Below are 22,966 nucleotides of genomic sequence, written 5' to 3'. Positions count from 1 at the left end.
GCGATTCAGGCTCGAAGGCGTGGAGCTTCGCGATAATGGTAAAGCTAATTCCGACCGGAGGGGCAGGTCCATCGGGACTGCGCCTGCTCTTGGTCGATGACGATTCGGACGATTACCTCCTCACCCGCGAGTTGGTTGAAGAGCTTCCCGGCTCCCGCTTTTCCCTCGATTGGGTCGACGATTTCGACGAGGCGGTTCGGGCCATAGGCAGAGGCGAACACGACGTCTACCTCATCGACTACCGCCTCGGCGCGAAGACGGGCCTCGAATTGATCGCGGCCCTCAAGGGACAAAAGTGTTCCGGGCCGATTATCCTGCTCACCGGGCAGGGCCAATTTGAGATCGATCAAGCAGCCCACGAAGCCGGGGCGAGTGATTACCTGGAGAAGAGCGCCCTCAACGCCGTGACGCTGGAGCGGACGATCCGATACGCCCTGAAGCAGTACGCCCACGAAGCCGAGTTAGAACGAAAGGTTCAGGAGCGGACCAAGGAACTTGAAGACGCCAACGCCGCCCTGCGGGACGCCGACCGCCGGAAGGACGAGTTCCTGGCGACCCTCGCTCACGAGTTGCGGAACCCGCTCGCGCCGATCCGCAACGCGCTAGAAATTCAGCGGATGGCAACGAACAACCCGACGACGCTCGAATCGGCCCGCCAGATGATCGAGCGACAAGTCCGGCAACTCGTCCGCCTCATTGACGACCTCCTCGACGCCTCGCGGATGACGCGAGACAAGTTGCGGCTCGAACTGGAAACACTCGACCTGATCGAACCCCTGGAAATCGCCATCGAGACGAGTCAACCGCTGCTCGCCCAAGCGAGCGTAACATTCGAGCGGCACATTCCCGCCGAATCGATGCGGCTCCGCGGCGATCGTGTGCGCCTGGCACAATTGTTCGCGAACCTCCTGAACAATGCGGCGAAGTACACCGAGGCCGGCGGCCGGGTGACGCTGTCCGTCGAGAAGGCGGACGGATCCGCCGTCGTGCGGGTGAAGGACACCGGCGTCGGCATTCCGCCAGAACTGATTCCCCGCCTGTTCGAGTTGTTCGCACAATTCAACCGCTCGCTGCACCGTTCGCAGGGCGGTCTGGGGATCGGCCTAGCCCTGGTCCGCCGACTCGTTCAAATGCACGGCGGCTCAATCTCGGCCGTAAGCAAGGGCTTGGGCCACGGTTCCGAATTCACAGTCAAACTGCCTATGCTGCCGGCCTCTTAAACCCGGACAAAACCGGTCGAACGATCGAGCATCGTGCCGGGATCCGGGGCCGCCGATTGCGGCCAACGGAATCTAACGGCACTCGATCGCATCAAAGTAACTGTGCCAGCCCCGCGCCGGCCATTCCCCCATTGAATCGCCCACACTGGCTTCCCAAGTCGTTGGACACGGAAGGCAAAAAAATGATCCCCGAATCCCGCTAGGGGTATCCGTTCGGGGATTGCTTTCCTACACTATGGGAACAGAACGCGGCGTGGAGCAGTCCGGTTAGCTCGCCAGGCTCATAACCTGGAGGTCGTAGGTTCAAATCCTACCGCCGCAACTCTAGAACTCAGCAATTCTAAGGCTTTTAGCCACTTTTCGGCGTTGCTCGGAAAGTGGTCTTATTCATTTTATCACCGATTCACTGCCCCGGATAGATTATTCACTGCCCCATTTACTGCCCCGGAACCCCCGTTGACTGACTGGGACAGACATGAACACCGGAGAAAAACGTGACCAACAGAAAAAAGACGTGGGCTGGTCTGGGAATGGTCAAATCCTACCCGGTACGAGTGAAAATCGGTCTGATGCCTGACTGTCTATTGTTGCGAGTTCACCGAGATGACGGCCTATCCACGAATGGCTTTCCCATCTCAGTCGGGCTAACGAAAAAAATGATGCGTTAAATCTTAACGCTGCGATCTGGCACCACTTTGCCAAAGAGAAAGAAACAGAGTAGCACGATGGATAACTGTTCAGTTTTCGACAAGTCGCCAGAGGCCACCGCCACGCACAGTCAAGGCGCCAGGAAGGACGGCGTTTCCCTGTGGCGGTTCGGTGGTCAGTGGTGGTAGTATGCCCCTAGTCCAAACCTCACCGAGCCCGAACGATGACAGGCAAAGTTTACCTGATTTCGCCCAAAGGCGTTTGGACTGAAGCTAAGGTCGTCGAGGTGCGGTTGTCTGGGGATCGCAAGCCAAGTGTCCTTGCCTTACAAAGAGTTGGGAACAATTGGAAACAACTGGGATGCCGTTTGTTTTTTGACAACGGGAAGGATGATTTTGCATACGATGCGTTCTGCGAACCACTCTCTCCGGTAGAAGGGGGCAGTACCATCAAAGCAGAACCGATTTTCGGCTCGGAAAATCCGCTCTCTGAAAATGAACTGGCGAACGCACCGTCTCACATCCGGGCAATCCTTGCTGCCGCTAAAAAACTGGAAGAGTAAGCCGCCGCAAAGGAAGACAAAGTTTAACCGTTCCCCGCCTTCTGGATGTAGAATTGTCATTGCTTCCGCTCTCTAAACTCGCTTTTCGTTGTCCCACAGCATACGTAATCGTTCTTCCTCCGAACCGATGGCCTAAGCGTTGGGAACAAGTTTGGCCTGACAGATGATGAGGGCCACTTGCTACAACGCCACCTGACTCAAGGGCAGCAATCCACCGAAGCGACCGAGCCATTGAATCGCCTGTAATTTCCGATCACTTCTATGATTGGCTTACCGTCGCTGATCGCTTTTCTCGTCAGCAGTTCGCATTCGCACGACTATGGGGGTTGCTCGACGGGCCGATTTACCATAGACGTATCGATTGATACCTGGAGATTTTTGCCATTACCGTGACCAGTTCTCGTAAAACGAAAAGGCATCAAATGCAGCACTTGCGTACCACAGGACTGTAGGCGGGCAGGTCAAAAAACCAGGATAAAGGAACGCATAAGCGGAGCACCGGCCGATGGTACTTGGAAATAGCGATGCTGCAGAATCATACAGGCAAGGGTCATGCTAAACAAATCGGTAGTGGCCCTTCAGTGTGTTGATGATTTCTCGATCACCTCGCGGACCGTCCACGGGTGATCTTCCAATCCAGCCCGCATCGCGGGCGTCGTTGGCACGGCCTTCTTGCTCTTGTCTTCGCCGCGGGTCGCTTCCGTCAGCGTCGTGTGCGGCCGGCAGAAGTTGTAGAAGGCGAACTGCAACGCGAGCGCGGCGGCGTGGTTTTCCCACTTTTTGCTGAACGCATTCGTGAGCCGCGTCATGCGGCGGTTCTGCATACGGATCGTCAGGTTGTGACGTTCGACGTGCGAGGTCGAAATCTTCTCTTCGTCCGGGTGGCCGTTCTTCGGCGTCTTGATCGTGCCGGTCACTTCGCCCGGTGAGTACTTCCCTTCATCGCCCTTCGTCGCGTAGGTCTTCACGAGTTGGGCAAAGTCGGCGTGCGGCATAGCTCCGGGGATGGCCGTCGCGTAGGGCCGAAAGCCGTCGGTTGTGACTTGGAATCGGCCAGACGTTGCAGCGGCCAACATCGCGGCGAACAGTTCCGCGTCTTCCCGCGACCGCGTGCCAAGATGCCATGCGAGCAACATCTTTGTTTCGCGTTCGATGGCCGTGAAGCAGTAAGCATCGCCGACGCCAACGATGTCGGGGTGGGTGCTGAGGCGAGTCTTCTCTTTCATCCCGACAAAGCCCCAGATTTCATCGCACTGGACATCGACAACGGCCATCTTGTTGATGCGGCCTTCGAGCAGCCATTGGCACCGCTCGCCCATCATCACGAGCAGCGCGAGGATTGTCTTCCGATTCGTCTTTGTCACGCGGGCGGCGGCGCGGATCGACATGCCCTCGAGCAGCAGGTTCAGGCATTGTTCGGCCGCATCGAGATCGAGCCGCATGTCGCCGAGCGGTGAGGCGGGCTTGTCGCTGAACGTCTTTTTGCACGTCAGACACTGGAACCGTTGATTGCCGTGGCGGTCTTTCCCAAACTTGCGGGCTTCGATTTGGCACGTGGGGCAGAGCATGAGTTACACTCCGAACGGCATCAACACAGAACTACCACTACTTGCGTGAGCGGGCCAAAATGTGACAGGAAATTTATGCTTGCTGTTTATGCTTGCAGTGCTTGCCCGGCAAGTATAGAATCGAAAGGTGTCAACTGTTGCTTCCGTATCCGAGGTTGTCGACATGGCTAAAGCGAAGAAGGGCCTACCCGATCCGGCTAAGGGCGGTCGGGCCCGTGCGAATGTGTTGTCGAAAGAGGAACGCAGGGAGATTGCGATCAGGGCGGCAAAGGCTCGATGGGGCAAGGCGGTCGAAGATCTTGACGACGAAGACGAGTCGAACGAAATGCACGGGCCCGAGGAGCAAGCATCAGAACCGGGGCCCGAGACGGACAAACTGCCTCACTCCTTGCTCACCGGCACCATCCAGTTCGGAAACATTTCAATCGAGTGCCATGTTCTTAGCGACCATAGGCGAGTCCTCACGCAGCGAGAAATGGTGCGGGTCATTAGTGGTGGTCGTGAGAGTGGAAACTTGCAGCGGTATCTCAGTCGAAACCCGCTCACGGCGGAGAATTTTGACATGGGCCCGGTCATTCGGTTCAAGAACCCAGGCTCGCGGCTGATATCTCACGGATACGAAGCTCCGCAGTTAATCGAAGTGTGCGACAGGTATCTACAGGCTCGTGAAGAGAATGCCATCAAGGGCCGACAACTTGCCCTCGCGAAACAGGCAGAAATAGTACTGCGAGCCTGTGCGAAGGTTGGCATTATTGCGCTAGTGGACGAGGCAACTGGTTTTCAGAAAATCCGGGCCCAGAATGCGCTGCGTCTCAAACTGCAAGCATTCATTGCAGAGGACTTGCAAGAGTGGGCCCGAATGTTCCCCAACGAATTCTGGTTGGAATTGGCCCGACTGGAAGGGATTCGTTATTCTCCACGCTCTCGTCCGATCCGATGGGGGAAGTACATCATGATGTTCGTTTACGACGCAGTCGATCCCGACATCGGCAAATGGCTACGGGAAAACAATCCTGACCCCCACTTCAAGAAGAATCACCATCAGTGGTTGAAGAAGTTCGGCCGTGAGTCGGTACACGATCAAATCACGAAAGTCGTGACCGTCATGAAACTCTGCAAGGACATGAACGACTTCCGGGCGAAGTTCGCTCACGTCTTCAAAAACGCTCCGCTTCAGATGACGTTCAACGACCTGGATTTAGACAACTAGCACGATTCACTTCTTCGCCCACCGCGCCGCCGCCGCCTTCTTCGCGGCGGCCGTTCGTTGCGCCGCCGTCATGCTCTCGGCCCGTGCCTTCCCGCCCTTCAGCCCGCCCTTACGACCGAGAGCGACGGCAGCCGGGTCTTTGTCGTCATTAGCCAGTGGCGTCTCTGCGGGCGGCGGTTCGCCCGTGATGGCCTGCACGATGCGGAAGGCCATCTGGTTAGGGTCGGGCATCCGTGGCTTGCGTGAGCGGTTTGGCATAGTGTGATCGTACCCCAACGCCGAAGCAGGAGCAAGAGCGTGCACGGCATCAGAACAATCAGTGACAGCGAGCAATCGCCGACATGGGAGCGAGTTCAAGAACGGCTGCTCGCCCTCAAGCACGAAAAGACACTTACGCTGGACGTGGACGACGACACCTTTCTCATTGTGCTGTTCACTGAACCCGTCGGCTATCTTGTGTCCGGTTGCGGCGTCGGTGACAAAGACTGGCACACGCTGATCGATCGCTCACTCGGCGACGACATCGTGACGGCCTTCGACGGGGGCGACACTCGCAGTTTCCCCCGATACGTCTTTGTGGATGCGCCGCTACTTTTGAAAGCGATGGAGACGTACTACCGAACCGGGGAACGCGACCGCACCTGCGAGTGGGTCGAAACGGACCAGACCTTCTACGACTGACGGATCAACACACTAACGGGCCACTACCAACAAATCTATTCAACCATCGGGCTACGACTTGCTAGCTATGGAATACTATTCTCCATCGCATAAAACCTGTCGCAACTTCGACCACGCCACGATAAGCGCATTCAATAAAAAAAACAGTGTCGCCACCTCAAAAAGGCCTCATTCTTGAAGTTGGATGCGGGAGGGGGCGGACAAATGAATATTTAGGAGTAGCGGCGGCTCGAATAATACAAATGGATTCAAGTGCCGCAATGCATTCTCTCTCCCCAAGAGAGGAATGCCTAGCTCAGCTGCACTGCGACTGCCGCTCAATCCCATTTGCCAACTCGCAACCATCTGGAGTAGTTGGATTTCTAGTCGATCCATTTATGGGCTTAGGCTTCTTGTCAGAAGCTTACCGTATCCTAAAGCCCAATGGCGTTTTGATACTCACAACGCCCGCCTACGAATGGGGCAGAGCGATACGAGGCGAAGGTGATCCTACTGATTCGGAGTTAAGCAACGCTATTCTCTGATGCCCTCGATCCCTACGTTTCCGGGATGAGGAGCAAAGGAACTGCCCAGGAGTTGGAAGCCCGCCGCCGGTTGGCTGCGGCGAAGTGCGGCGAGGGGTGGACGCAGGTCGAGGTGGCCGCCTTCCTGGGCGTTCACCCGGTCACCGTGGCCAAGTGGATGGCCCGCCACCGCCGCGACGGCGACGCCGGACTGACGGCCAAGCCGACACCGGGTCGGCCGCGGTTCCTGTCCCCCGCCCAGGAGCGGCAGGTGCTCCGGTGGCTGGACCAGAAGCCGACGGCCCACGGGTTCCGGACCGATCTGTGGACCTCTCGGCGGGTGACCGAATTGATCCGCCGGAAGCTCGGCGTGGATTTCCACCCGGACTACCTGCGGGCGTGGATGCGGGGCCGCGGGTACAGCCCACAGAAGCCCCGCCGGCGGGCGAAGCAGAAGGACCAGCCGGCCATCGACGGGTGGGTGAAGAACGACTGGCCGCGGGTCGAAAAAAAGCCGCGGCGGCCAAGGCCCACCTCGTCCCGATCGACGAAACGGGGCTGTTCCCCAACCCGCTGGTGAAGCGGTCGTGGGCCAAGGTCGGGAAGACGCCGGTGCTGGCCGCCGACGGCGGCCACCGGGACAAGGTGTCAGCCATCGGGGCGGTGACGGTGTCCCCGACCGGCCGGCGGCTGGGGTTCTACTTCGCGACCGAGCCGGGCGGGTTCTTCACCGCCGACAAGGTCGTCGCCTTCCTCCGCGACGTGCTGCGGCACCTGCGGGGGAACGTGGTCGTCGTGTGGGACCGGGGGAGCAACCACCGCGGGCCGGCCATCCGCAACTTCCTCGCCCGGAACCGGCGACTGCGGTTGGAGATGTTGCCGCCGTGGGCTCCGGAGCTGAACCCGGTGGAGGCCGTGTGGTCGTGGCTGAAGTACGGCGAGTTGGCCAACTTCGTGCCGGACGACACCGCGCACCTCGACGACGAGGTCGTCGATCGCCTGATCGAGTTGAAGTTCGATCCCCGGCTACTGCGGGCACTGTGGGAGCGATCGATACTGCCGTTCCCAGGGATCAATCAATAGCCTTCGTTAGCTCCGAATCAGTAGTGGTTCGGAGCTAACCAAGGCTATACAGTTCGGCCGGTGATCTCTCCGCTTCCGGGATGAGAAGCAGAGGGACTGCCAAAGGAATTGGAAGCCCGCCGCCGGGTTGCCATCGCGAAGTGTGGCGAGGGGTGGGCGCAGGCCGAGGTGGCCACCCTCTTGGGCGTCCATCCGGTCACCGTGGCCAAGTGGATGGCCCGCCACCGCCGGACCGGGGACTCCGGGTTGGCCGCCAAGCCAACGCCCGGCCGGCCGCGGTTCTTGACACCTGCCCAAGAGCGACGGGTGTTGCGGTGGCTGGACCAGAAGCCGACGGCCCACGGGTTCCGGACCGACCTGTGGGTGTCCCGACGGGTGGCCGAGTTGATCCGCCGCAAGTTCGGCGCGGCCTTCCACCCGGACTACCTGCGGGCGTGGATGCGGGGCCGCGGGTACGGCCCGCAGAAGCCCCGCCGGCGGGCGAAACAGAAGGACCAGCCGGCCATCGACGGGTGGGTGAAAGACGACTGGCTGCGGATCGAGAAAGTCGCGGCGGCCCGGGCGCATCTCGTCTTGATCGGCGATACGGGCTGTTCCTCAACCCGCTGGTGAGGCGGTCGTGGGCGAAGGTCGGCAAGACGCCGGTCTTGGCCGCCGACGGTGGCCACCGGGACAAGGTGTCGGCCATCGGGGCGGTGACGGTGTCGCCGACCGGCCGGCGGCTCGGGTTCTACTTCGCGACCGAGGGCGGCTTCTTCACCGCCGACAAGGTCGTAGTATTCTTGCGGGATGTGCTACGACACCTGCGGGGGAACGTGGTGGTTGTGTGGGATCGCAGGAGCAATCACCGAGGGCCGGTCGTCCGTGACTTCCTCGCCCAGAACCGGCGGCTGCGGTTGGAGATGTTGCCGCCGTGGGCCCCCGAGTTGAACCCGGTCGAGGCCGTGCGGTCGTGGCTGAAGTACGGCGAGTTGGCAAATTTCGTACCCGACGACACCGGCCACCTCGACAACGAAGTCATCGACCGGTAGATGGCGTTGAAGTTCGAACCGAGACCGCTGAGAGCCTTGTGGGACCGGTCCGATCTGCCCTTCCCCAAGAGAACCGAACAATAATTTTGCTTAACTCCGAACCAGTAGGTTGTGTCTGACAGGGCGTCGCAACTCGTAGACGGGCCGGCGGGAGGAGTTCCCGCCGTGCCCCGCCGTCACGAGTTGACCGACGCCCAGTGGGCCTTGGTCGAGCCGCTCCTGCCCCCGCCGTCCCGCGGCCGCCGGTGGGCCGACCACCGGGCGGTCGTGGGCGGCGGTCCTGTACGGGGCCGCCACCGGCGTCCCGTGGCGGGACCTGCCGGAGCGGGACGGGCCATGGCCGGCGGTGTACGAGCGGTTCCGGCGGCGGCGGGACGGCGGGACGTGGGCCGCCATCCTGCGGGCGTTGCAGGGCCGGGCGGGCGAGTTCGGGCTCATCGACGGGTCGCGGTTCGGCGTCGACGCGACCATCGCCCGGGCCAGCCGTTCGGCGGCCGGGGCGAAAAGGGGGGCCGACAGCCGAGCCGGCCGATCACGCCTTGGGCCGGGGTCGCGGCGGGCTCGGGACGAAGGTGAACCGGGTGGCGTGCGGCAACGCCCGGCCGGTCGGCGTCGCCCTCACCCCGGCGGACGCCGGCGAGACGGCCGGGCTGGACGCCGCCCTCGACTCGGTGTCCGTCCCCCGGCCGGGGACAAGGGGTACGACCACCCGTCCGTCCGCCGCCGGCCGCACCCCCGCCACCGGTTGAACCGGGGCCGGCCGTTCGGGTTCGACCGGGCGGCGTACCGCCCGCCGGCGGAACGTGGTCGAGCGGTGTATCAGGTGGCGGAAGGAGAACCGCCGCCGGCGACCCGGTACGAGAAGTCGGCCGTCAGCGACTTGGCGGTAGCCCACGTGGCCATGATCCGACAATATCTCAAGCGGGTGACGGAAGCCCTGTCAGACAAAACCTAGCCGTTACAGTCGCGATACTGCCCCGCGGGTATAGTCGGGAGTGGGCCGGAATCTTTCGCGGGGAGGGTCGGGCGTGAACCGCAGGCGGGCGATCGGGGTGGGGGCGGGCAGTGGGTGGGCTCTGACCGGGGCCGCGGGCGGCCGCCCGTCGGCCGCGTCGGAGTTGAAGGTGTCGGTCGTCCTCCCCGGCCTGTACGGCCTCGACGGGACGCTCGCCCACCCCCCGACCCTCCGCAACGCCGGGTACGGGCTCCGGTTTGTGGTCGTCGTGGAGAACGTGTCGCCGGCCGCCGTGTACGTGTGGGCCGAGGGCAACTCCGAGGGGCACGGCACGCTGTCGTTCGAGGTCGCGGCCGGCAGGGCCGCGTCGACGGTACGGCGAGTCGAAAAGGAGTGGTCGAAGAACGTCGTCCGGCTGGAGCGGCTGGCCCCCGGCGGGTTGCACGCCCGCGTCGTGGCGTACGACCCGCCGGCCGGCGCGCCGCGCGAGTGGGAGGGGTGGCCGTTCGGCGCGAAGGACTCTCGGGTGGAGGTCACCTTGCGGGCGGTGTTCGAGCAGGCAAAGGCGGGCGCGGGCGGGAAGGTGATGCCGTGGGCCGGCCGGGTCGTCTCCCCCGAGTACAAGGTCACGCTCCTGAACGCCTGAGCCCCTGACCCGGTAATCCCGACACGGTCGCGGACCGCGCCGCTGGCCGGTCTAGGACGTCGTCCGCACCGCCTGCCATGCCTTCCGCTGCCGGCCCCAGTTGAGGGTCGCGGCGATCGGCTGCAGATCCCGCTGCATGACCGGATCGCGGCCGCCCGCCGTCCGTGGCGGGAACAGAAGGGCCTACTGATGTCGGGCGCGAGGCCCAGCAGGTTCATGATCCGGCTGACCCGGGCTTGAGACACGTCTCCCAACTCCGCGAGGTCGGCGCACCGTTCGACCACGTCGTCGCGGATGAGCTCGTCGCACCGGATCGCGAGGGCCATCCACCGCGCGACCCGCGGCACCCGGCCCGCCGGCTGACTTCGCCGCGGGTCCGGCCCTGGGAGGACCTCCTTCTGGGCCCGGTCCACGTGCGCGTCGCACTCGACCGTCAACACGTTACTCTCATCGACCCGTGTGACATCCTGCTCATCGGCGGCGACATGGGGTTGAACGACGTCGTTGGTTTGCATTGGCTCGTCGGCCCGTTCACGATCTCGTACCGCTTGTTTATCAGTGACGAGTTGTAAATCGTCGTATCGCGATCCCTGTAAACGCCGTAGCATTCGTGAATGTGCCCGCAAACCACCGCGTGGGGACGGACGACACGGATGCGGTTGATGAGGGACTGCGACCCGGTGTGCTCCCACACGCCGCGCGGTCGCGGGGCCAAGGCCCCGTAGTCCTTCGGCGGGTCGTGTAGCAAGAGGATATCCGTATTGCTCGGAATCATCGCCGCACTTGCGGGCAAGGTCCGGTTCGTCGAGGTTGTACGCCCAACCGGCACCGAACGTCGGTTGTCACGGCGAGCCGTACACCTTCAATCCGCAGATCCCAACGGGCGCATCGACGAGGACTGGCCATCGTAGGCCCGCAATACCCGCGGCCAGCATGGGGTGCGGGGTGATGACCTGAACGCGGTCATGGTTGCCCCATGTGACGACGAGCTTCGCCGCTTGCCGGTCCAGCCACTCGGCGAACCGGCCGCACTACTTCGCCATCATACCGACGACGATCGGGTACGTTTCTGGCACGAATGCGAACCTCGTCGTTCGATGAGTGTCAGATGTTTCAAAAATTCACTCAGGAGGTCCGGCTATGTTCCAGGCGTTCTCAGCGGCCGTCCACGCCCGATTCGTGGAGATGTCCAAGCGTGAACTGTACGTCGTTCGCGTTGAAAACTTGTTCGAGCAATACCTCGCCGCTTTCCCGGCCGGAGCCGATCCGATTTTCCGGCAGCGGACGGTCCACGACTGCCAGTGTTGCAAGCAGTTCGTTCGCCGACTCGGCAAACTCGTGAACATCGTCAACGGTAATGTTCAGACGGTGTGGGACGTACTTGACATGCCGCACCCGTACAGGGAAGTCGCGGCCCGGATGTCCGGCATCGTCAAAGCCGCGCCGGTCCAGACCGTATTCCGCACGAAGGAGCGGAAGTTCGGGGTCGATCACAACTACGACGGCAAGACGAACGAGCGATACGACCACTTCTACGGCGAGGTCGCCGACAAGCACTGGAATGCCGACCCGGAGACGAAGCGGGGCGAACAAGAGGCCATCTTCCAAGTGGCGAAGCGTGGCCTGAGCGAAATCCAGTCGCCCCACCTCGACGAGGTGCTGGACTTGATCGAGTCGAATGGCTTGTACCGTGGCGAGGAGCACAAACCGGCCGTCGTAGGCTTCAAGGAGCTGCTGACCAAGTTCAATGCCGCTGGTAAGTCCGACCTGTTCGTGTGGGAGAGTCTCGACAACCGAAACGCCCGGTTCCGGAACACGGTCATCGGCACCCTGCTCGTCGATCTGGCGGACGGCAAGGACATGGATCAGGCCGTGAAGGCGTTCGAAACGAAGGTCGCGCCGATGAACTACAAGCGGCCCACGAGCGTCATCACGCAGAAGATGGTCGAGCAGGCGGTGCAAACTCTGACCGACCTCGGCTTGGGTGGGGCGATCTACCGCCGGTACGCCCGCCTTTCCGACGTGTCGGTCAACGACGTGCTGTTCGTCAACAACGACACGCGGGCGAGGATGAAGGACGGCATCGCGGCCTTGCTCGAAGGGAATGTGAAAAAGACCGCCCCCAACCTCGACGTGGCCACCCCGGTCTCTGCCGACCAGTTCGTCAAGGACGTGTTGACGAAGGCGAAAACGGTAGAGGTGTTCTTGAAGAACCACCACGCGGGGAACTTCGTGAGCCTGACGGGAAGTGACGGCCCGGAACGTCTGTTCAAGTGGGACAACGCCTTCGCCTGGTCTTACGACGGCGACGTGACGGACAGCGTGAAGCAGCGAGTCAAGGCGGCCGGCGGGAACGTCAACGCCAAGCTCCGCGTGAGCCTGTCGTGGTACAACTTCGACGACCTCGACCTGCACGCCGTCACGCCGGATCGGAAGCACGTGTTCTTCCGCGACAAGATGGGCATCCTCGACGTGGACATGAACGCCGGCCGCGGGCAGACGCGAAACGCCGTCGAGAACCTCGCGTTCAACGACCTGCGGGACGGCACCTACGCCGTCCACGTCCACCAGTACGCCCAACGGGAGACGGTCGATATCGGGTTCTCAATCGAGGTCGAATTCGCGGGGGTGATCCACCAATTCAGTTACGCCCCGGCGGTGAAGCAGGGCAAGGAGGTTGCTTGTTTCAAGTTGGTCGTGAAAGGGGGGAAGTTGGTCGAGGTGAACCCGCAGGAGGGTCTTGTTGGCGGGTCAGCCTCTCAAGAGAAGTGGGGCGTGAAAACTGAGACGTTGGTCCCCGTGAACTCGATCCTGTACAGTCCGAACCATTGGGGCGGGAGTAAGGCGGGCCAGCGGCACCTAATTTTCGCCCTGGAGGGGTGCAAGAATCCGGGAGCGACCCGCGGCGTGTTCAACGAATTCCTCCGGGGCGACCTGGACCGCCACCGTAAAGTCTTCGAAGTGTTAGGCTCCAAGACCAAGTGCGCGTTCGCTGAAGACCAGATTTCGGGCGTCGGTTTCACGGGTGGTCGCAACGATTCCGTCACCGTTGTGGTGGACGGGCGTCGCGCGTATGCCCTCGGTTTCTAACGGGAGTTTCCATGACGGACATTTACAAGTACGCCGCGCAAAAGCGTCTACGGTTCCCCTCGTCCCGCGGCTCATTGACCATCGAACAGCTGTTCGACTTGCCGCTGAAGTCGGAGAGTAACTTCGACCTCGACACCGTGGCGAAGGGGATCAACGCCCAACTGAAGAACGTCTCCGTGGAGTCGTTCGTCGAACAGGCGAAGCCGGACCCGGCGAAGGAAAGCCTCGCGGTCTCCCTGGAGATCGTCAAGGATGTCATCAAGACGAAGCAGGAGCAGAACGCGGCCGAGTTGAACAAGATCAAGAAGGCTGCCGACCGGAAGAAGATTCTCGACGCCATCGGGGCCAAGAAGGACGCGGCCCTCACCGCCGCGTCCCTGGAGGACTTGGAGAAGCAGTTGGCGGCGTTGGATTGACCGCGGCCGTTCAAGTCCGGGTCCACCTGCGGACCCGGACCACCCTTCTCTCGACGTGCTGTTACCGACGACCGGGTATGTTCCCGGCATGAGTAAATGCTGGGCGTACCAAGATATTTTCCGACCGACTCGCGAGTGGTGCGGTCAAGAGAAGAGAGTGTTCTTCTCTCTTCTCTTGACCGCACCACTCGCGAGTCGGTCCACTCGCAAAACGTCGAACGGACTTATACTCCAGAATGTGTTGGACCGATAGCCGCGACGCGGGTATTGTCCAATCGGTGTTACTTCGTTCCCCCGATACCGTTCTGAGGAATTGATCGTGAGCGATGCCACTGGAAAGGGCCGCACCCCACTCGGTCCGGAAGACCGCGCGCGAATGGCCCGCCTCTACGAAGAGGTGAAGGGCCGGTTGGAGGAGATGGCCTTAATCGTGTCCCGCACCCTTCACCTGCCCGACTCGGGTGACGCCCTCGCCGTGTTCCACCCCCGCCCCGTGAAGCCGGGCGAGCGGATGCCCGTCGACATCGAGATCATCTGCCACGGCAACGTGTGCGGGTGCTACGACTACCGGGACGGGACCTGCGGTCCCTGCTAGTTCCTGAGCGGAAGAAGACGTGCGATTCCGCCGCGCACGTCGACCTGTGTTCCAGATCTCCTTCCGCCAGTCGCAAATCCCCTTCGTCACGTCCACCGACATAACGCTGCCTAACGGCTGCCGGCCGAGATGATTCAGCGGGTTCCTGCGCAACGCAGGGTCGGGTTCCGACGGCTTGCAGTGCGTGCCTACCTCTTCGTGTGTGATGACCGAAATCGTCAGGCGAGCGCGATCGATCCGCCCCAAACCCGAGAACCCGCCCCACGGGCCTCCCTTCCCCGGATCGAGTCACAAGCCCGAAGGTCGTAGGCAGCGAAAAGTCGGGTATCCTTTCCCGCCCAACACCGCCACAACCCAGGACGGGACCTCTCATGCTCACGTGCGCGTTCTTGTTGGCCCTCACTTCCGCCGCACCGCCCGCCTCGACGGGTTATGTGTACGCCCCCGCGGCCGCGATCGACTACCAACTCCGGTTCCCCGCCCGCGCGTACGCCCCCCAGCCCGGCGACCTCTACCTGGCCACCGAGGACTGGTTCATCCCCCGGTTCGGGCACCTCCTCGGCCACAGCGGTGCCCCGCACCACTCGGGCATCGTGTTCGCCCGCCCGGACGGCCGCCTCGCCCTTTTAGAGGCCGGCCCCGACAGTACGCTGTACATCCGCACGCTCGACCTCATCCCCCAAATGACGCACTACGCGGACACGAAGCGGGTGTGGATGCGGGAGCGGGCGGTGCCGTTGACAGCCGACCAATCGGCCCGGCTTACGGCGTTCGCCTTGGCGGCGGATGGTCGCCACTTCGCCGGCCTGCGGATGTTCAAGGAGGGGACGATCTTTCGCATGAAGGGGCCGGTCCGGACGCCGCTGTTCGGCCGCCCGTTCGCCGTCAACTTCGACCCGGCGAACCCCGAGCCGTCGATGCGGCGGAAGTACTTCTGTGCGGAACTGGTCACAGAGGCGTGCGTCGCGGCGGGCCTCTTCGACCCGGAGACGAGCCGGCCGACGTCGATGTACCCGCGGGAGTTGTTCTACGGGACGTCGCGCATCCCGTACCTCCGCCAGCACCTCGACCTGAAGGGGTGGTGCCCGCCGGCCCGGTGGACGCCGACGGTGGGAGTCCAACCGGACATCCGGCGACGGCCGTTCATCGACGGGGACGACGGCTCCATGCGCCGCCAGCCGTGACCGCGTCACCGGGGTTCAGAGTTGTGGGTTTGCCGGTCCCGCCCCAGACCCACAACGCTCTCCGACTTCCTCTTACGAACCGGTGACGGCAGGTAGAGGCAATGGTGGAATCACCGGGACCGGTCCCGGTTGAGACATCGGCGGGTTCGCGGGTGCTGATGAACTCGGTTGAGTTGGCGCGGCGGTCGGCAGGGGCGGACTCGGCGATAGGGCCGGCGCGGTAATATTCGTCGCCTGCGGCGGGAGCGTGCCGCCGATCGTCACGGGCGGGTATGGGACAGGTTGATTGATTCGATTGTACGCCTTCAAGTACGGCCACAGCACCGTGTCGGCGACCAAGCTGAGCGGCAGGTCGGCGGCGCACAAGAGCATGAGGGCCGTTCGCGGGTACCCATCCTGTTCCGGCCGGGGGTGGGCGTGGGCACCGAACTGGTCATCGGCCGCGCCGTGGATACACCGGACGTCGTGCTTGACCCCGCCGAACGGGAGGCGGCCGCCGTCCTCGATCCGGGTGACGGCTAAGTTGGTGACAGTTCCGCATCCGGCGAGGGGGAGAACAGCGGACAGGAGCGCGACGCGGGTGGCGCGAAGTGGCATGACAAGACACCAACTCAAGGCGGGCAGACGTACCCACTCTTTCGGCTTGTGACGACGGGGCAATTGACACTATTCGGGTCGGATTGACAGCCACTGTGACCCGACACCGCTACCCAATCCCCGCGGTTGGGATCAAGCCGGCGGCTGTTCCATCGACGAAATGACACCGGCTCGCGTTGCCGGGCAAGTTCGTTCCGGATTGAATATTCCTCCCGCCCGTCTTTTTCACCTCTGGGGGCTACTCCATGTTTACCATCCACCGTCGTCCGGCCGCCATCCTCTTCGCGGTCGCTGTTTGCCTGCTCTCGTTCGGCACGGGCGGATCGGGCCAGGACAAGGCCGCCGACGACACCAGCGCGGTCAAACCCGCCGAGCGACAAGACCTCGGGGCGAAGCAAATGCACGCGGCCTTCCAATCGCGGGCGAAGAAGGGCAACGTCGACGTACTCTTCCTCGGCGATGGAATCACGCAGGGGTGGATCGAGGCCGGGGGGAAGGTTTGGACGACGCGGTTCGGGGCGTGGAATGCCGCGAACTTTGGCCTCGACGGCGACCGGACCCAGCACGTCCTCTGGCGGATCAAGGACGGGAAAGAACTCGACGGCATCGACCCCAAGGTCATCGTCCTGTTGGTCGGGACGAGCAACTTGGTCAGCAACTCGGCCGACGACGTGGCCGCCGGGGTGAAGGCGATCGTGACGGAACTCCGCGGGCAAAAGCCGAAGGCGAAGATCCTGTTGCTCGGCATCTTCCCGCGGAAGGGGGGCAAGGAGGAGGCGGACTTGAAGACGCCGAACGTGGCCGCGGCCGACGAACTGAACCCCAAGCCCAAGCAGGTGAACGCGAAGCTCGCGAAGCTCGACGACGGGCAGGCGGTGACGTTCCTCGACATCGGCGATAAGTTCCTCGACGCGAGCGGGGGGCTGTCGAAGGCCGTCATGTCCGATTACGTCCACCTCACCGAGCAGGGGTACACCATTTGGGCCGACGCCATCTCGAAGCCGGTCGAAGAACTGCTGAAGTAGTAGGCCGCGGCGGTGGCTGCGACGGCCCCGTCTGTAGGGCGGGGCCGCCGCAGCCCGGTCGTTTGTGGGTCATAGGAAGTGGAAGACAATCGCCACCGCCTCCCCGAGGACGCCTTGGGCGGCGGGGACCGTGTCCCCGGCGACCATGAACACCTCGTAGAAGTTCGCCCCGGCGATCGGGAGGTGGACGATCGACAGGCGGCACCCGTTCTTGTTCCCGGCCACCTCCGACGGCGTCCGGACGACGTCGGCGTACCCGAGCCGTCGGAGTTCGTTCTCGTACAGGCGGTTGATTTCCCCGATCCCCTGCGTGGCGGGGCTCACGGTGCGGGTCCGGGTCTGAAAGAATAGCGCGGCCATCGGATTCTCCGGCGGTGGTAAGGGTTGGATCGTGGGCGGCAGAAGGGGTACGGGCGATGGTGTCCGACGGATGGCCCAACCGCATGGCCTAAACAGGCCACCGCCGACGGTGGGGCGTGGCCCTTCAACTTCTGTCGCGCCGGACGCCTGGTATTATGCCGGAGGCGCTGCCGCTGAACCCGCTTCCTGCTTGAGTACGTTGCCAGCTGACCCTTTCCCACGCCGCAGCAACCGCGCAAGGCGAGTTTGACAGCTAAGGCCGGTCCTCCGTAACTCACCAGCTTGACCCGCGCTCGGTGACGGGGTCCAATATTGTGCTGGAGTTCTCATGCGCCGGCGCGGAAGTGCGCCCTGTTCGGCCACTGAGCCGGATCGGAGCTTATATGGGGTGGCGCGACCGGGCGGCTGGGCACGCGATTCTGGAGGAGCCGGATTGCGCCCAATTGGAGGGACTACCAAAGTCGGTTGCGTTCCAAGTTCGCCTGTTCCGGACCAAGGAGCGGAAGATCTGGTTCATCGGAACTCGAGCCAACCTGAAAAAGTGGGAGAAGAACGACGACCCGTTCTCCGAATTCGCCCCCGCGGGGAACCCTCGCTTCGTGAAGCAGGCAGCCGGTACGGCGTCGTCGTTCTGCCAATCGTTTGACGCGATACACGACTTCGCCAGAACTCTCCCGGACTCCCAGTACGCCGGATACGGGCCGAGTAAGCGGGTCGGCGAACTGTCGCTTGGGCTGCAACTGGCCTCCATCCTGGGTACGCAAGTTGTCTCGTTCGTTGATGATGACGACCCCACCGAGGCAGTTCTGGCTTGCGTGTGCGAGCCCGGCCGGGTTGTCCGCGTCCGCTGCGAGAAGGCGGGCTTCCACCTGCTCTTCGAGAAGGCTACAACCAAGGCCTCTCGAATGTCCAACCGCGGCGACGTACCGCCAGTCCGGTTGCTATACCCGGCCGGGTTCAGCCCTCCTCCCCCGATCGATGCGGGGCCCGTGGTGGATCGGCTGGCGGCGATCCCCGGGGTTCGGACCGGGAGGCAACCCAAGGGCTACTTCGGCTGGTCCAAGCAACTGGTGAGCCAGGAGTTGAACCTGTTCGTCGGCGAAGAGATCGCGGACCCGGACACGGTCGTCCCGGGTTACGCCGGCATGGAGTTGCTGGCACAGCGCGCGGCCGGCGGCAAGGTGAAAATGTTCTCGGTGTGAGACCGATGCGGGCCCGGCGGGTGAGTTGGGTCATTCGGCTCAGAGGTGAAATGAGTCATCCGATCACCGCGCATGTTATCGACAAGGGAGTTAAGGCCGGCCGCTTCGCCCCCGCCAATCGCCTACCTAGAGTACGCGATTGGCGGGGGCGAAGCGGAGGTGTATCGGCTGTTCGGGGGCACCAGGTTCAACGGTAGGGTGAGCGGGACGAGTCTGGACCGGGCGTCTCGGCGGTATATGGACGGGGAGCAAGTGCTTCAGGAGTTGGTCTTCTTCGCTACCTTCTTGGACGAGTTGCCGTACAGGGCGAGGAGCGTCTACGTCCACCTCAGCTAGGCCCGCAGAGTGCGACTGAGCCGGTGAGTTTGCGCGTTCGTTCGGCAGAGGAGTGGTCGGGGTAATGACTGAAGTCGCGGAACACTACGACCGGCACTTGGGGCCGGTCTACTCGTGGATGGCTGGCGACTTCGAGGCCGCCGTGGCGGCCGCGCGTGAAGAACTCCGCGCCGTCGGCGTTCCGGCCTGGCCGGGGTCGGTGGTAATCGATCTCGGCTGTGGCCCCGGCGCGCACGCCGTCGCCTTGGGCCGGGACGGCGGCACCGTTTGGGCCGTCGATAGCTGTGACCTGCCGCTCGACGAACTACGACAGCGCGCGGGCGGAGCCGACATCCGGCCCGTGCAGGGTGACATCCGCGAGTTCCGGCGGTACGGCCCGGAGGGCGCGGCGGCGGTGTTGTGCATGGGCGACACGCTCACTCACCTGCCCACGGCGGAGGCGGTCGATTCGCTGCTGCGTGACGCAGCGGGCGTGTTGGAGCCGGGCGGCCTATTCGTCGCCACCTTCCGGGACTACTCGGGGGGCGCACCGGCCGGCCCGGCGAGGTTCATCCCCGTTCGCAGTGACCGCGACCGCATCCTGACCTGCTGCATCGAGTACCAGCCCGAGACGGTCGAGGTGACGGATTTGATCCACGAGTGGCGTGACACGCGGTGGGAGTTCCGCGCGAGCAGTTACCGGAAGGTGCGCCTCGCCCCTCTGGCGGTGGCCGGGCGGCTCGAAGCCGAGGGGCTCGCGGTGCGGATCGAGGCCGGGGCGCGGGGCATGGTTCGGGTCGTTGGAAGGCGCGCCGAGTCAGGTGATTCACCGGACTCTACGCCCAGTTGACACCTTGCTCGGCCAGCAGACGGCTCTTGGGGGCTGCAAGTATCTGCATCTCACCTTACGGCAGCAGGGATCGCCTCGTGGACCTCGGCGAGCAAGGCGACGGACACTTGGTACGACTTGGAGCGGGTCGGCAACGACCGCAATCTCCGGGGCATACGGTCGGCGGTCGAGTACCTGATCGCGAAGAAGGTGAAACCGATCGGCCCGCGGACGATTAAGCTGAAACTTCAGTCGTTGAAGGCGTTCGGCGCGTACATGTTGGCGAAGAAGCGCTGGTCGAGAATCCCCTTCACGAGCTTGAGGTGTACAACGAGGACTCTAACAAGCGGCACGCGAGACGGCCCCCTCTCGCCCCGGGAAGCCGAGCAATTGATTCGGGCGGCTGAAGCGTTCCCGCGGTCGTTTCGCGGTCTGACCGAGTCTGAACGGGCGAACTTGTACGCCTTGGCCATCGCCACCGGCTTCCGGTCCGACGAGATGGCCAGTCTCTTGCCCGCCTCCTTCAGCCTCATGGCCGACACGCCCACCGTTCTCCTCGGCGGCCGGTTCACGAAGAACGGGAAGCCGGCCACCCAACCGCTGCCACGGTTCGTCGTGACCCGAAATGGCGGCCTACCCCGCGGGCCGGGTCGCGAACGCCCCTCTGTGGCCGGGGACGTGGCACGAGCGGTCGGCGGACATGGTCCAAGCCGACCTCAAGGCCGCCGACATCCCGTTCGTGGTCGAGACGCCCGACGGCCTGCGGTTCGCCGACTTTCACGTTCTGCGTCACATTCATCTACCTGCTCGATAAATCGGGGGCGACGCTCAAGGAAGCGATGCAACTGGCCTGGCACTCGGCCCCAAGTTGACAATGGCAGTCTACGGGGGGCAGCATTGGCGGATCTTGGCACCGTGGTCGAAAAAGTGCCGATCACCGACCCGGCCACATGTCCTCCCACATGTTCTGGACATGTCCCAACCAGCGATGGCGTGCGAGGGGAATCGAGGGCGGACGAAGACGGGCGTACAGATAGCAGGGCAGGGGGAGGAGTTGCCGGAAGTCTTTGAATTCGTGGTATTTGAAGCGAAAAAGTGACAACTGAAGAGAAGGGAAAAACTTCCTGCCAGAACAGCTTTCAAACTCTTGCCGTGACTCTCGGCGCGAGAGAATCTTCCAATCCCGATAGAACGCTTGATTTCAAGGCGAATCCGTCGAATGCGGGGTAGACGGTTACCGCATCACTGCTCCCGCTCGAATCATGCGGGGTGTACGGGCGGGATTGATTTCGAACCTTACACTCGCGGCCGGTTAACACTACTCCGTTAGAACCATGACCTGTGGAACGGGTTCTGCTCCCTTCACCGGTCATGAAGACCTTCACCCCTGACCTCGATTCGGCGGTTCTGGACCGGCTGCGGGAGTACGCGGCTCGCTTCGCCCCCGACTTCCCGCAGTCCAAGCCGGCCCGGTGGGCCGGTGTGTACCTCCACGGGCTCCTCGCCGACGGCGAGCGGAAGAGCATCGAGCCGCTGTCCCGCCGCGTCACCCTCCCGCCGGGGCTCGTCAGCCGGGACCCCGAGCAGGCCCTCCAGCAGTTCGTCGGCCAGAGCCCGTGGGACGAGCAGAAGGTGCTGACGCGGTACCGGGCGATGATGGCCGAGCGGTTCGCGTCGCCCGACGGTGTGCTCGTCGTCGATGACACCGGCCTGCCCAAGCGGGGCACCCACACGGTCGGCGTGTCGCACCAGTACTGCGGGGCGGTGGGCAAGCGGGCCAACTGCCAGGTCGCCGTCACCGTCCATTACTCGGGCCCCCGCGGGCACTTCCCGCTGGGGCTGCGCCTGCACCTGCCCGAGGGGTGGACCGACGACCCGAGTCGCATGTCCGCCGCCGGCGTCCCCGAAGCGTTCCGCGCACAAGACAAAGGGCCAGATCGCTCTGGAACTGCTCGACCGCGTCCGCCGCGAGGGGATCCCCGGCCGCACGGTGGTGGCCGACGCCGGGTACGGAAATTCCGGCACGTTCCGCGACGGGTTGGGCCAGCGGGGTCTGCGGTACGTCGTCGGCGTGGCGCCGGAAACGGTCGTCTTTGCCCGGCCGCCGCGTTGGCGGCTCCCGAAGCAGGGCCGGAGGGGCAAGCCGCCGACGCGGTGGGTCCTCGCGGACGACTCGACGCGGCCGGTGGCCGTGGCCGAGTTGGGCCGCCAGTTGCCCCGGCGGCGGGTGGCGTGGCGAGAAGGAACCAAGGGGGCACTCTCCGCGCCCTTCGCATGGGTGCGGGTGTGGCCGGGGGCGGACTGGCACCGCGGATTGCGGGTGCGGCCCGAGCCGGTCTGGCTGTTGGTCGAGGAGCAGCCCGGCGGCGTGCTCAAGTTCGCATTGTCCAACCTGCCGGCCGGGACGCCGCGGCGGGCGGCGGTGCGGTTGTGGAAGCAGCGGTGGCGGGTGGAACAGGGGCACCAGCAGATGAAGGAGGAGTTGAGGTTGGATCACTTCGATGGCCGGAGCTGGCAGGGCTTCCATCACCTCGCGGCGATAGTGCTACTGGCGTACGGGTTCCTACTGCTCGAACAGGCGCGACCGCAACCCGAGCCGACCGGCCCGGGAAAAAAGGGGGCGTACTGCCGCTGACCGTGCCGGACATTCGCCGCGCCCTCCAAGGGCTGCTACTCCCGTTGGCAAAACCCGATTGCCCCTACTGTCACGACCAACGCTCACCGCTTCGAACGGCGTAGGGTTAACCGACGGGTCGAAATGTGGTTAAGGCCGAATCTCAACCGGACGGGCGAACACCCCCAGCGATATTCCTCGCGGGCCGGCGTCTCACTCCGCGTCACTCCCGGGTCGGCGTGGGAACGCCGGCAACCCGGCCAAGTATCGCTCCTTTTGGTACGGTTGGCTGGCCTCGCGAACTTCGAAGATCTCGGCGGCAACGACGCACCCGATCCACGCCGTCACCGCGCCCGGGAGTGGCCCGCCGATAACAGGGGGCCAAGGTCGCTTGCGCGTCCGGGAGCGTGCAGTCGCGCATTTGATTTTCGACCACCTCGGCGATGGTGCGGCGTAACTTCGGATTGTGAGGTTGATGAGCCATGTGCCTTCCTCCGTCGAATGACGCCGCTCACTTGCCACACGGTTTAAAGGGACCGTCCGGTGCAGCGGCTCACGTGCTACTATGCGATCATCGTGACAGCGAGGCCCGGCCGACGAGACCGCACGGCAGCGAGTTAGGCTCGACCTCG

The 22,966-nt window shown here is 63.5% G+C and carries 24 protein-coding genes, 1 tRNA gene and 2 pseudogenes; 22 read left to right on the top strand and 5 right to left on the bottom strand.

Annotated elements, in window-relative coordinates:
* Window positions 1–35: 35 nt before the first annotated feature.
* From PX52LOC_RS16805 to PX52LOC_RS16795, 3 genes are all read left to right on the top strand, one after another.
* On the top strand, window positions 36–1,220 hold the full coding sequence (locus tag PX52LOC_RS16805; protein WP_149111191.1) for a hybrid sensor histidine kinase/response regulator: 1,185 nt from the start codon (window positions 36–38) through the stop codon (window positions 1,218–1,220).
* A 247-nt stretch (window positions 1,221–1,467) separates the two neighbouring features.
* Window positions 1,468–1,542 (top strand) — tRNA-Met (locus PX52LOC_RS16800).
* A gap of 549 nt (window positions 1,543–2,091) precedes the next feature.
* Entirely contained in the window at window positions 2,092–2,430 is a 339-nt protein-coding gene (locus tag PX52LOC_RS16795) for a hypothetical protein (protein WP_149111190.1), read from the top strand.
* Window positions 2,431–3,008: 578 nt separating this feature from the next.
* On the opposite strand, the gene PX52LOC_RS16790 is transcribed toward PX52LOC_RS16795, so the two are convergent.
* The gene (locus tag PX52LOC_RS16790) at window positions 3,009–3,998 is read right to left on the bottom strand and encodes an IS1/IS1595 family N-terminal zinc-binding domain-containing protein (RefSeq protein WP_149111189.1); all 990 of its coding nucleotides are present in this window, start codon (window positions 3,996–3,998) and stop codon (window positions 3,009–3,011) included.
* Between the two features lie 163 nt (window positions 3,999–4,161).
* On the opposite strand from PX52LOC_RS16790, the gene PX52LOC_RS41645 reads away from it, so the two are divergent.
* Window positions 4,162–5,208: a P63C domain-containing protein gene (locus PX52LOC_RS41645; protein ID WP_149111188.1), complete on the top strand. Its 1,047-nt coding sequence runs from the start codon at window positions 4,162–4,164 to the stop codon at window positions 5,206–5,208.
* A 6-nt stretch (window positions 5,209–5,214) separates the two neighbouring features.
* On the opposite strand, the gene PX52LOC_RS16780 is transcribed toward PX52LOC_RS41645, so the two are convergent.
* On the bottom strand, window positions 5,215–5,439 hold the full coding sequence (locus tag PX52LOC_RS16780) for a hypothetical protein (RefSeq protein ID WP_218575379.1): 225 nt from the start codon (window positions 5,437–5,439) through the stop codon (window positions 5,215–5,217).
* Between the two features lie 66 nt (window positions 5,440–5,505).
* On the opposite strand from PX52LOC_RS16780, the gene PX52LOC_RS16775 reads away from it, so the two are divergent.
* From PX52LOC_RS16775 to PX52LOC_RS16715, 13 genes and pseudogenes are all read left to right on the top strand, one after another.
* Complete coding sequence (locus tag PX52LOC_RS16775; RefSeq protein ID WP_168219047.1) at window positions 5,506–5,889, top strand: Imm1 family immunity protein; 384 nt, start codon at window positions 5,506–5,508, stop codon at window positions 5,887–5,889.
* 146 nt (window positions 5,890–6,035) lie between these two features.
* A complete protein-coding gene (locus tag PX52LOC_RS43915) occupies window positions 6,036–6,413 on the top strand; it encodes a class I SAM-dependent methyltransferase (protein WP_168219046.1) in 378 nt (125 codons plus the stop codon).
* Window positions 6,414–6,438: 25 nt separating this feature from the next.
* Window positions 6,439–6,972: an IS630 family transposase gene (locus PX52LOC_RS16765; RefSeq protein WP_149111185.1), complete on the top strand. Its 534-nt coding sequence runs from the start codon at window positions 6,439–6,441 to the stop codon at window positions 6,970–6,972.
* Window positions 6,870–7,475, top strand: coding sequence for a transposase (locus PX52LOC_RS16760; protein WP_168218823.1), 606 nt, complete (start codon window positions 6,870–6,872; stop codon window positions 7,473–7,475). Before PX52LOC_RS16765 ends, PX52LOC_RS16760 begins: the two co-directional genes overlap by 103 nt.
* A 108-nt stretch (window positions 7,476–7,583) precedes the next feature.
* The gene (locus tag PX52LOC_RS16755; RefSeq protein WP_168219045.1) at window positions 7,584–8,087 is read left to right on the top strand and encodes a winged helix-turn-helix domain-containing protein; all 504 of its coding nucleotides are present in this window, start codon (window positions 7,584–7,586) and stop codon (window positions 8,085–8,087) included.
* A complete protein-coding gene (locus tag PX52LOC_RS16750) occupies window positions 8,084–8,506 on the top strand; it encodes a transposase (protein WP_168219044.1) in 423 nt (140 codons plus the stop codon). Before PX52LOC_RS16755 ends, PX52LOC_RS16750 begins: the two co-directional genes overlap by 4 nt.
* 256 nt (window positions 8,507–8,762) lie before the next feature.
* A pseudogene (locus tag PX52LOC_RS41640) lies at window positions 8,763–9,461 on the top strand (transposase); the annotation flags it as partial.
* A gap of 73 nt (window positions 9,462–9,534) precedes the next feature.
* Complete coding sequence (locus PX52LOC_RS16740) at window positions 9,535–10,107, top strand: hypothetical protein (protein WP_149111182.1); 573 nt, start codon at window positions 9,535–9,537, stop codon at window positions 10,105–10,107.
* A 236-nt stretch (window positions 10,108–10,343) separates the two neighbouring features.
* On the top strand, window positions 10,344–10,679 hold the full coding sequence (locus PX52LOC_RS16735) for a hypothetical protein (RefSeq protein ID WP_149111181.1): 336 nt from the start codon (window positions 10,344–10,346) through the stop codon (window positions 10,677–10,679).
* A gap of 568 nt (window positions 10,680–11,247) precedes the next feature.
* Window positions 11,248–13,197, top strand: a complete 1,950-nt coding sequence (locus PX52LOC_RS16730) for a hypothetical protein (protein WP_149111180.1) — start codon at window positions 11,248–11,250, stop codon at window positions 13,195–13,197.
* A gap of 11 nt (window positions 13,198–13,208) precedes the next feature.
* Window positions 13,209–13,613, top strand: coding sequence for a hypothetical protein (locus tag PX52LOC_RS16725; protein WP_149111179.1), 405 nt, complete (start codon window positions 13,209–13,211; stop codon window positions 13,611–13,613).
* A 319-nt stretch (window positions 13,614–13,932) separates the two neighbouring features.
* A complete protein-coding gene (locus tag PX52LOC_RS16720) occupies window positions 13,933–14,208 on the top strand; it encodes a hypothetical protein (protein WP_149111178.1) in 276 nt (91 codons plus the stop codon).
* 371 nt (window positions 14,209–14,579) lie between these two features.
* A complete protein-coding gene (locus PX52LOC_RS16715; protein WP_149111177.1) occupies window positions 14,580–15,392 on the top strand; it encodes a hypothetical protein in 813 nt (270 codons plus the stop codon).
* Window positions 15,393–15,464: 72 nt separating this feature from the next.
* Here the strand turns inward: PX52LOC_RS16715 and PX52LOC_RS16710 are convergent, their stop codons facing one another.
* Window positions 15,465–15,989 carry a YceK/YidQ family lipoprotein gene (locus tag PX52LOC_RS16710; protein ID WP_149111176.1) on the bottom strand — a complete coding sequence of 175 codons (525 nt, stop codon included), beginning with the start codon at window positions 15,987–15,989 and terminating at the stop codon, window positions 15,465–15,467.
* A gap of 245 nt (window positions 15,990–16,234) precedes the next feature.
* Here PX52LOC_RS16710 and PX52LOC_RS16705 point away from each other — a divergent pair, with 245 nt between their 5' ends.
* Window positions 16,235–17,014, top strand: coding sequence for a GDSL-type esterase/lipase family protein (locus PX52LOC_RS16705; RefSeq protein ID WP_218575378.1), 780 nt, complete (start codon window positions 16,235–16,237; stop codon window positions 17,012–17,014).
* Window positions 17,015–17,083: 69 nt separating this feature from the next.
* On the opposite strand, the gene PX52LOC_RS16700 is transcribed toward PX52LOC_RS16705, so the two are convergent.
* Window positions 17,084–17,374, bottom strand: coding sequence for a hypothetical protein (locus tag PX52LOC_RS16700; RefSeq protein ID WP_149111175.1), 291 nt, complete (start codon window positions 17,372–17,374; stop codon window positions 17,084–17,086).
* A 383-nt stretch (window positions 17,375–17,757) separates the two neighbouring features.
* Between PX52LOC_RS16700 and PX52LOC_RS16695 the strand changes: the two genes are divergently transcribed.
* Together PX52LOC_RS16695 and PX52LOC_RS16690 are read left to right on the top strand one after the other, a co-directional pair.
* Complete coding sequence (locus tag PX52LOC_RS16695) at window positions 17,758–18,576, top strand: hypothetical protein (RefSeq protein ID WP_149111174.1); 819 nt, start codon at window positions 17,758–17,760, stop codon at window positions 18,574–18,576.
* Window positions 18,577–18,976: 400 nt separating this feature from the next.
* A complete protein-coding gene (locus tag PX52LOC_RS16690; protein ID WP_149111173.1) occupies window positions 18,977–19,741 on the top strand; it encodes a class I SAM-dependent methyltransferase in 765 nt (254 codons plus the stop codon).
* A 227-nt stretch (window positions 19,742–19,968) separates the two neighbouring features.
* On the opposite strand, the gene PX52LOC_RS16685 is transcribed toward PX52LOC_RS16690, so the two are convergent.
* Complete coding sequence (locus PX52LOC_RS16685; protein ID WP_149111172.1) at window positions 19,969–20,313, bottom strand: hypothetical protein; 345 nt, start codon at window positions 20,311–20,313, stop codon at window positions 19,969–19,971.
* A 32-nt stretch (window positions 20,314–20,345) separates the two neighbouring features.
* Here PX52LOC_RS16685 and PX52LOC_RS16680 point away from each other — a divergent pair, with 32 nt between their 5' ends.
* Both PX52LOC_RS16680 and PX52LOC_RS16675 read left to right on the top strand, forming a co-directional pair.
* Window positions 20,346–20,534 carry a hypothetical protein gene (locus PX52LOC_RS16680; protein ID WP_149111171.1) on the top strand — a complete coding sequence of 63 codons (189 nt, stop codon included), beginning with the start codon at window positions 20,346–20,348 and terminating at the stop codon, window positions 20,532–20,534.
* A gap of 557 nt (window positions 20,535–21,091) precedes the next feature.
* A pseudogene (locus PX52LOC_RS16675) lies at window positions 21,092–22,355 on the top strand (IS701 family transposase).
* Window positions 22,356–22,966 lie beyond the last annotated feature (611 nt).

It is taken from the genome of Limnoglobus roseus, assembly GCF_008254045.1.
In the GTDB taxonomy this organism is placed as follows: Bacteria; Planctomycetota; Planctomycetia; order Gemmatales; family Gemmataceae; genus Limnoglobus; species Limnoglobus roseus.
The sequence above is the reverse complement of the archived record's forward strand: the minus strand, read 5'-3'. Positions and strand labels throughout refer to the sequence as shown.

Bases quoted from the DNA above. Each gene is read 5' to 3' on its own strand.
- PX52LOC_RS16805 (WP_149111191.1), top strand. From the start codon at position 36: ATGGTAAAGCTAATTCCGACCGGAGGGGCAGGTCCATCGGGACTGCGC.
- PX52LOC_RS16795 (WP_149111190.1), top strand. From the start codon at position 2,092: ATGACAGGCAAAGTTTACCTGATTTCGCCCAAAGGCGTTTGGACTGAA.
- PX52LOC_RS16790 (WP_149111189.1), bottom strand. From the start codon at position 3,998: ATGCTCTGCCCCACGTGCCAAATCGAAGCCCGCAAGTTTGGGAAAGAC.
- PX52LOC_RS41645 (WP_149111188.1), top strand. From the start codon at position 4,162: ATGGCTAAAGCGAAGAAGGGCCTACCCGATCCGGCTAAGGGCGGTCGG.
- PX52LOC_RS16780 (WP_218575379.1), bottom strand. From the start codon at position 5,439: ATGCCCGACCCTAACCAGATGGCCTTCCGCATCGTGCAGGCCATCACG.
- PX52LOC_RS16765 (WP_149111185.1), top strand. From the start codon at position 6,439: ATGAGGAGCAAAGGAACTGCCCAGGAGTTGGAAGCCCGCCGCCGGTTG.
- PX52LOC_RS16730 (WP_149111180.1), top strand. From the start codon at position 11,248: ATGTTCCAGGCGTTCTCAGCGGCCGTCCACGCCCGATTCGTGGAGATG.
- PX52LOC_RS16725 (WP_149111179.1), top strand. From the start codon at position 13,209: ATGACGGACATTTACAAGTACGCCGCGCAAAAGCGTCTACGGTTCCCC.
- PX52LOC_RS16715 (WP_149111177.1), top strand. From the start codon at position 14,580: ATGCTCACGTGCGCGTTCTTGTTGGCCCTCACTTCCGCCGCACCGCCC.
- PX52LOC_RS16710 (WP_149111176.1), bottom strand. From the start codon at position 15,989: ATGCCACTTCGCGCCACCCGCGTCGCGCTCCTGTCCGCTGTTCTCCCC.
- PX52LOC_RS16705 (WP_218575378.1), top strand. From the start codon at position 16,235: ATGTTTACCATCCACCGTCGTCCGGCCGCCATCCTCTTCGCGGTCGCT.
- PX52LOC_RS16700 (WP_149111175.1), bottom strand. From the start codon at position 17,374: ATGGCCGCGCTATTCTTTCAGACCCGGACCCGCACCGTGAGCCCCGCC.
- PX52LOC_RS16695 (WP_149111174.1), top strand. From the start codon at position 17,758: ATGGGGTGGCGCGACCGGGCGGCTGGGCACGCGATTCTGGAGGAGCCG.
- PX52LOC_RS16690 (WP_149111173.1), top strand. From the start codon at position 18,977: ATGACTGAAGTCGCGGAACACTACGACCGGCACTTGGGGCCGGTCTAC.
- PX52LOC_RS16680 (WP_149111171.1), top strand. From the start codon at position 20,346: ATGGCGGCCTACCCCGCGGGCCGGGTCGCGAACGCCCCTCTGTGGCCG.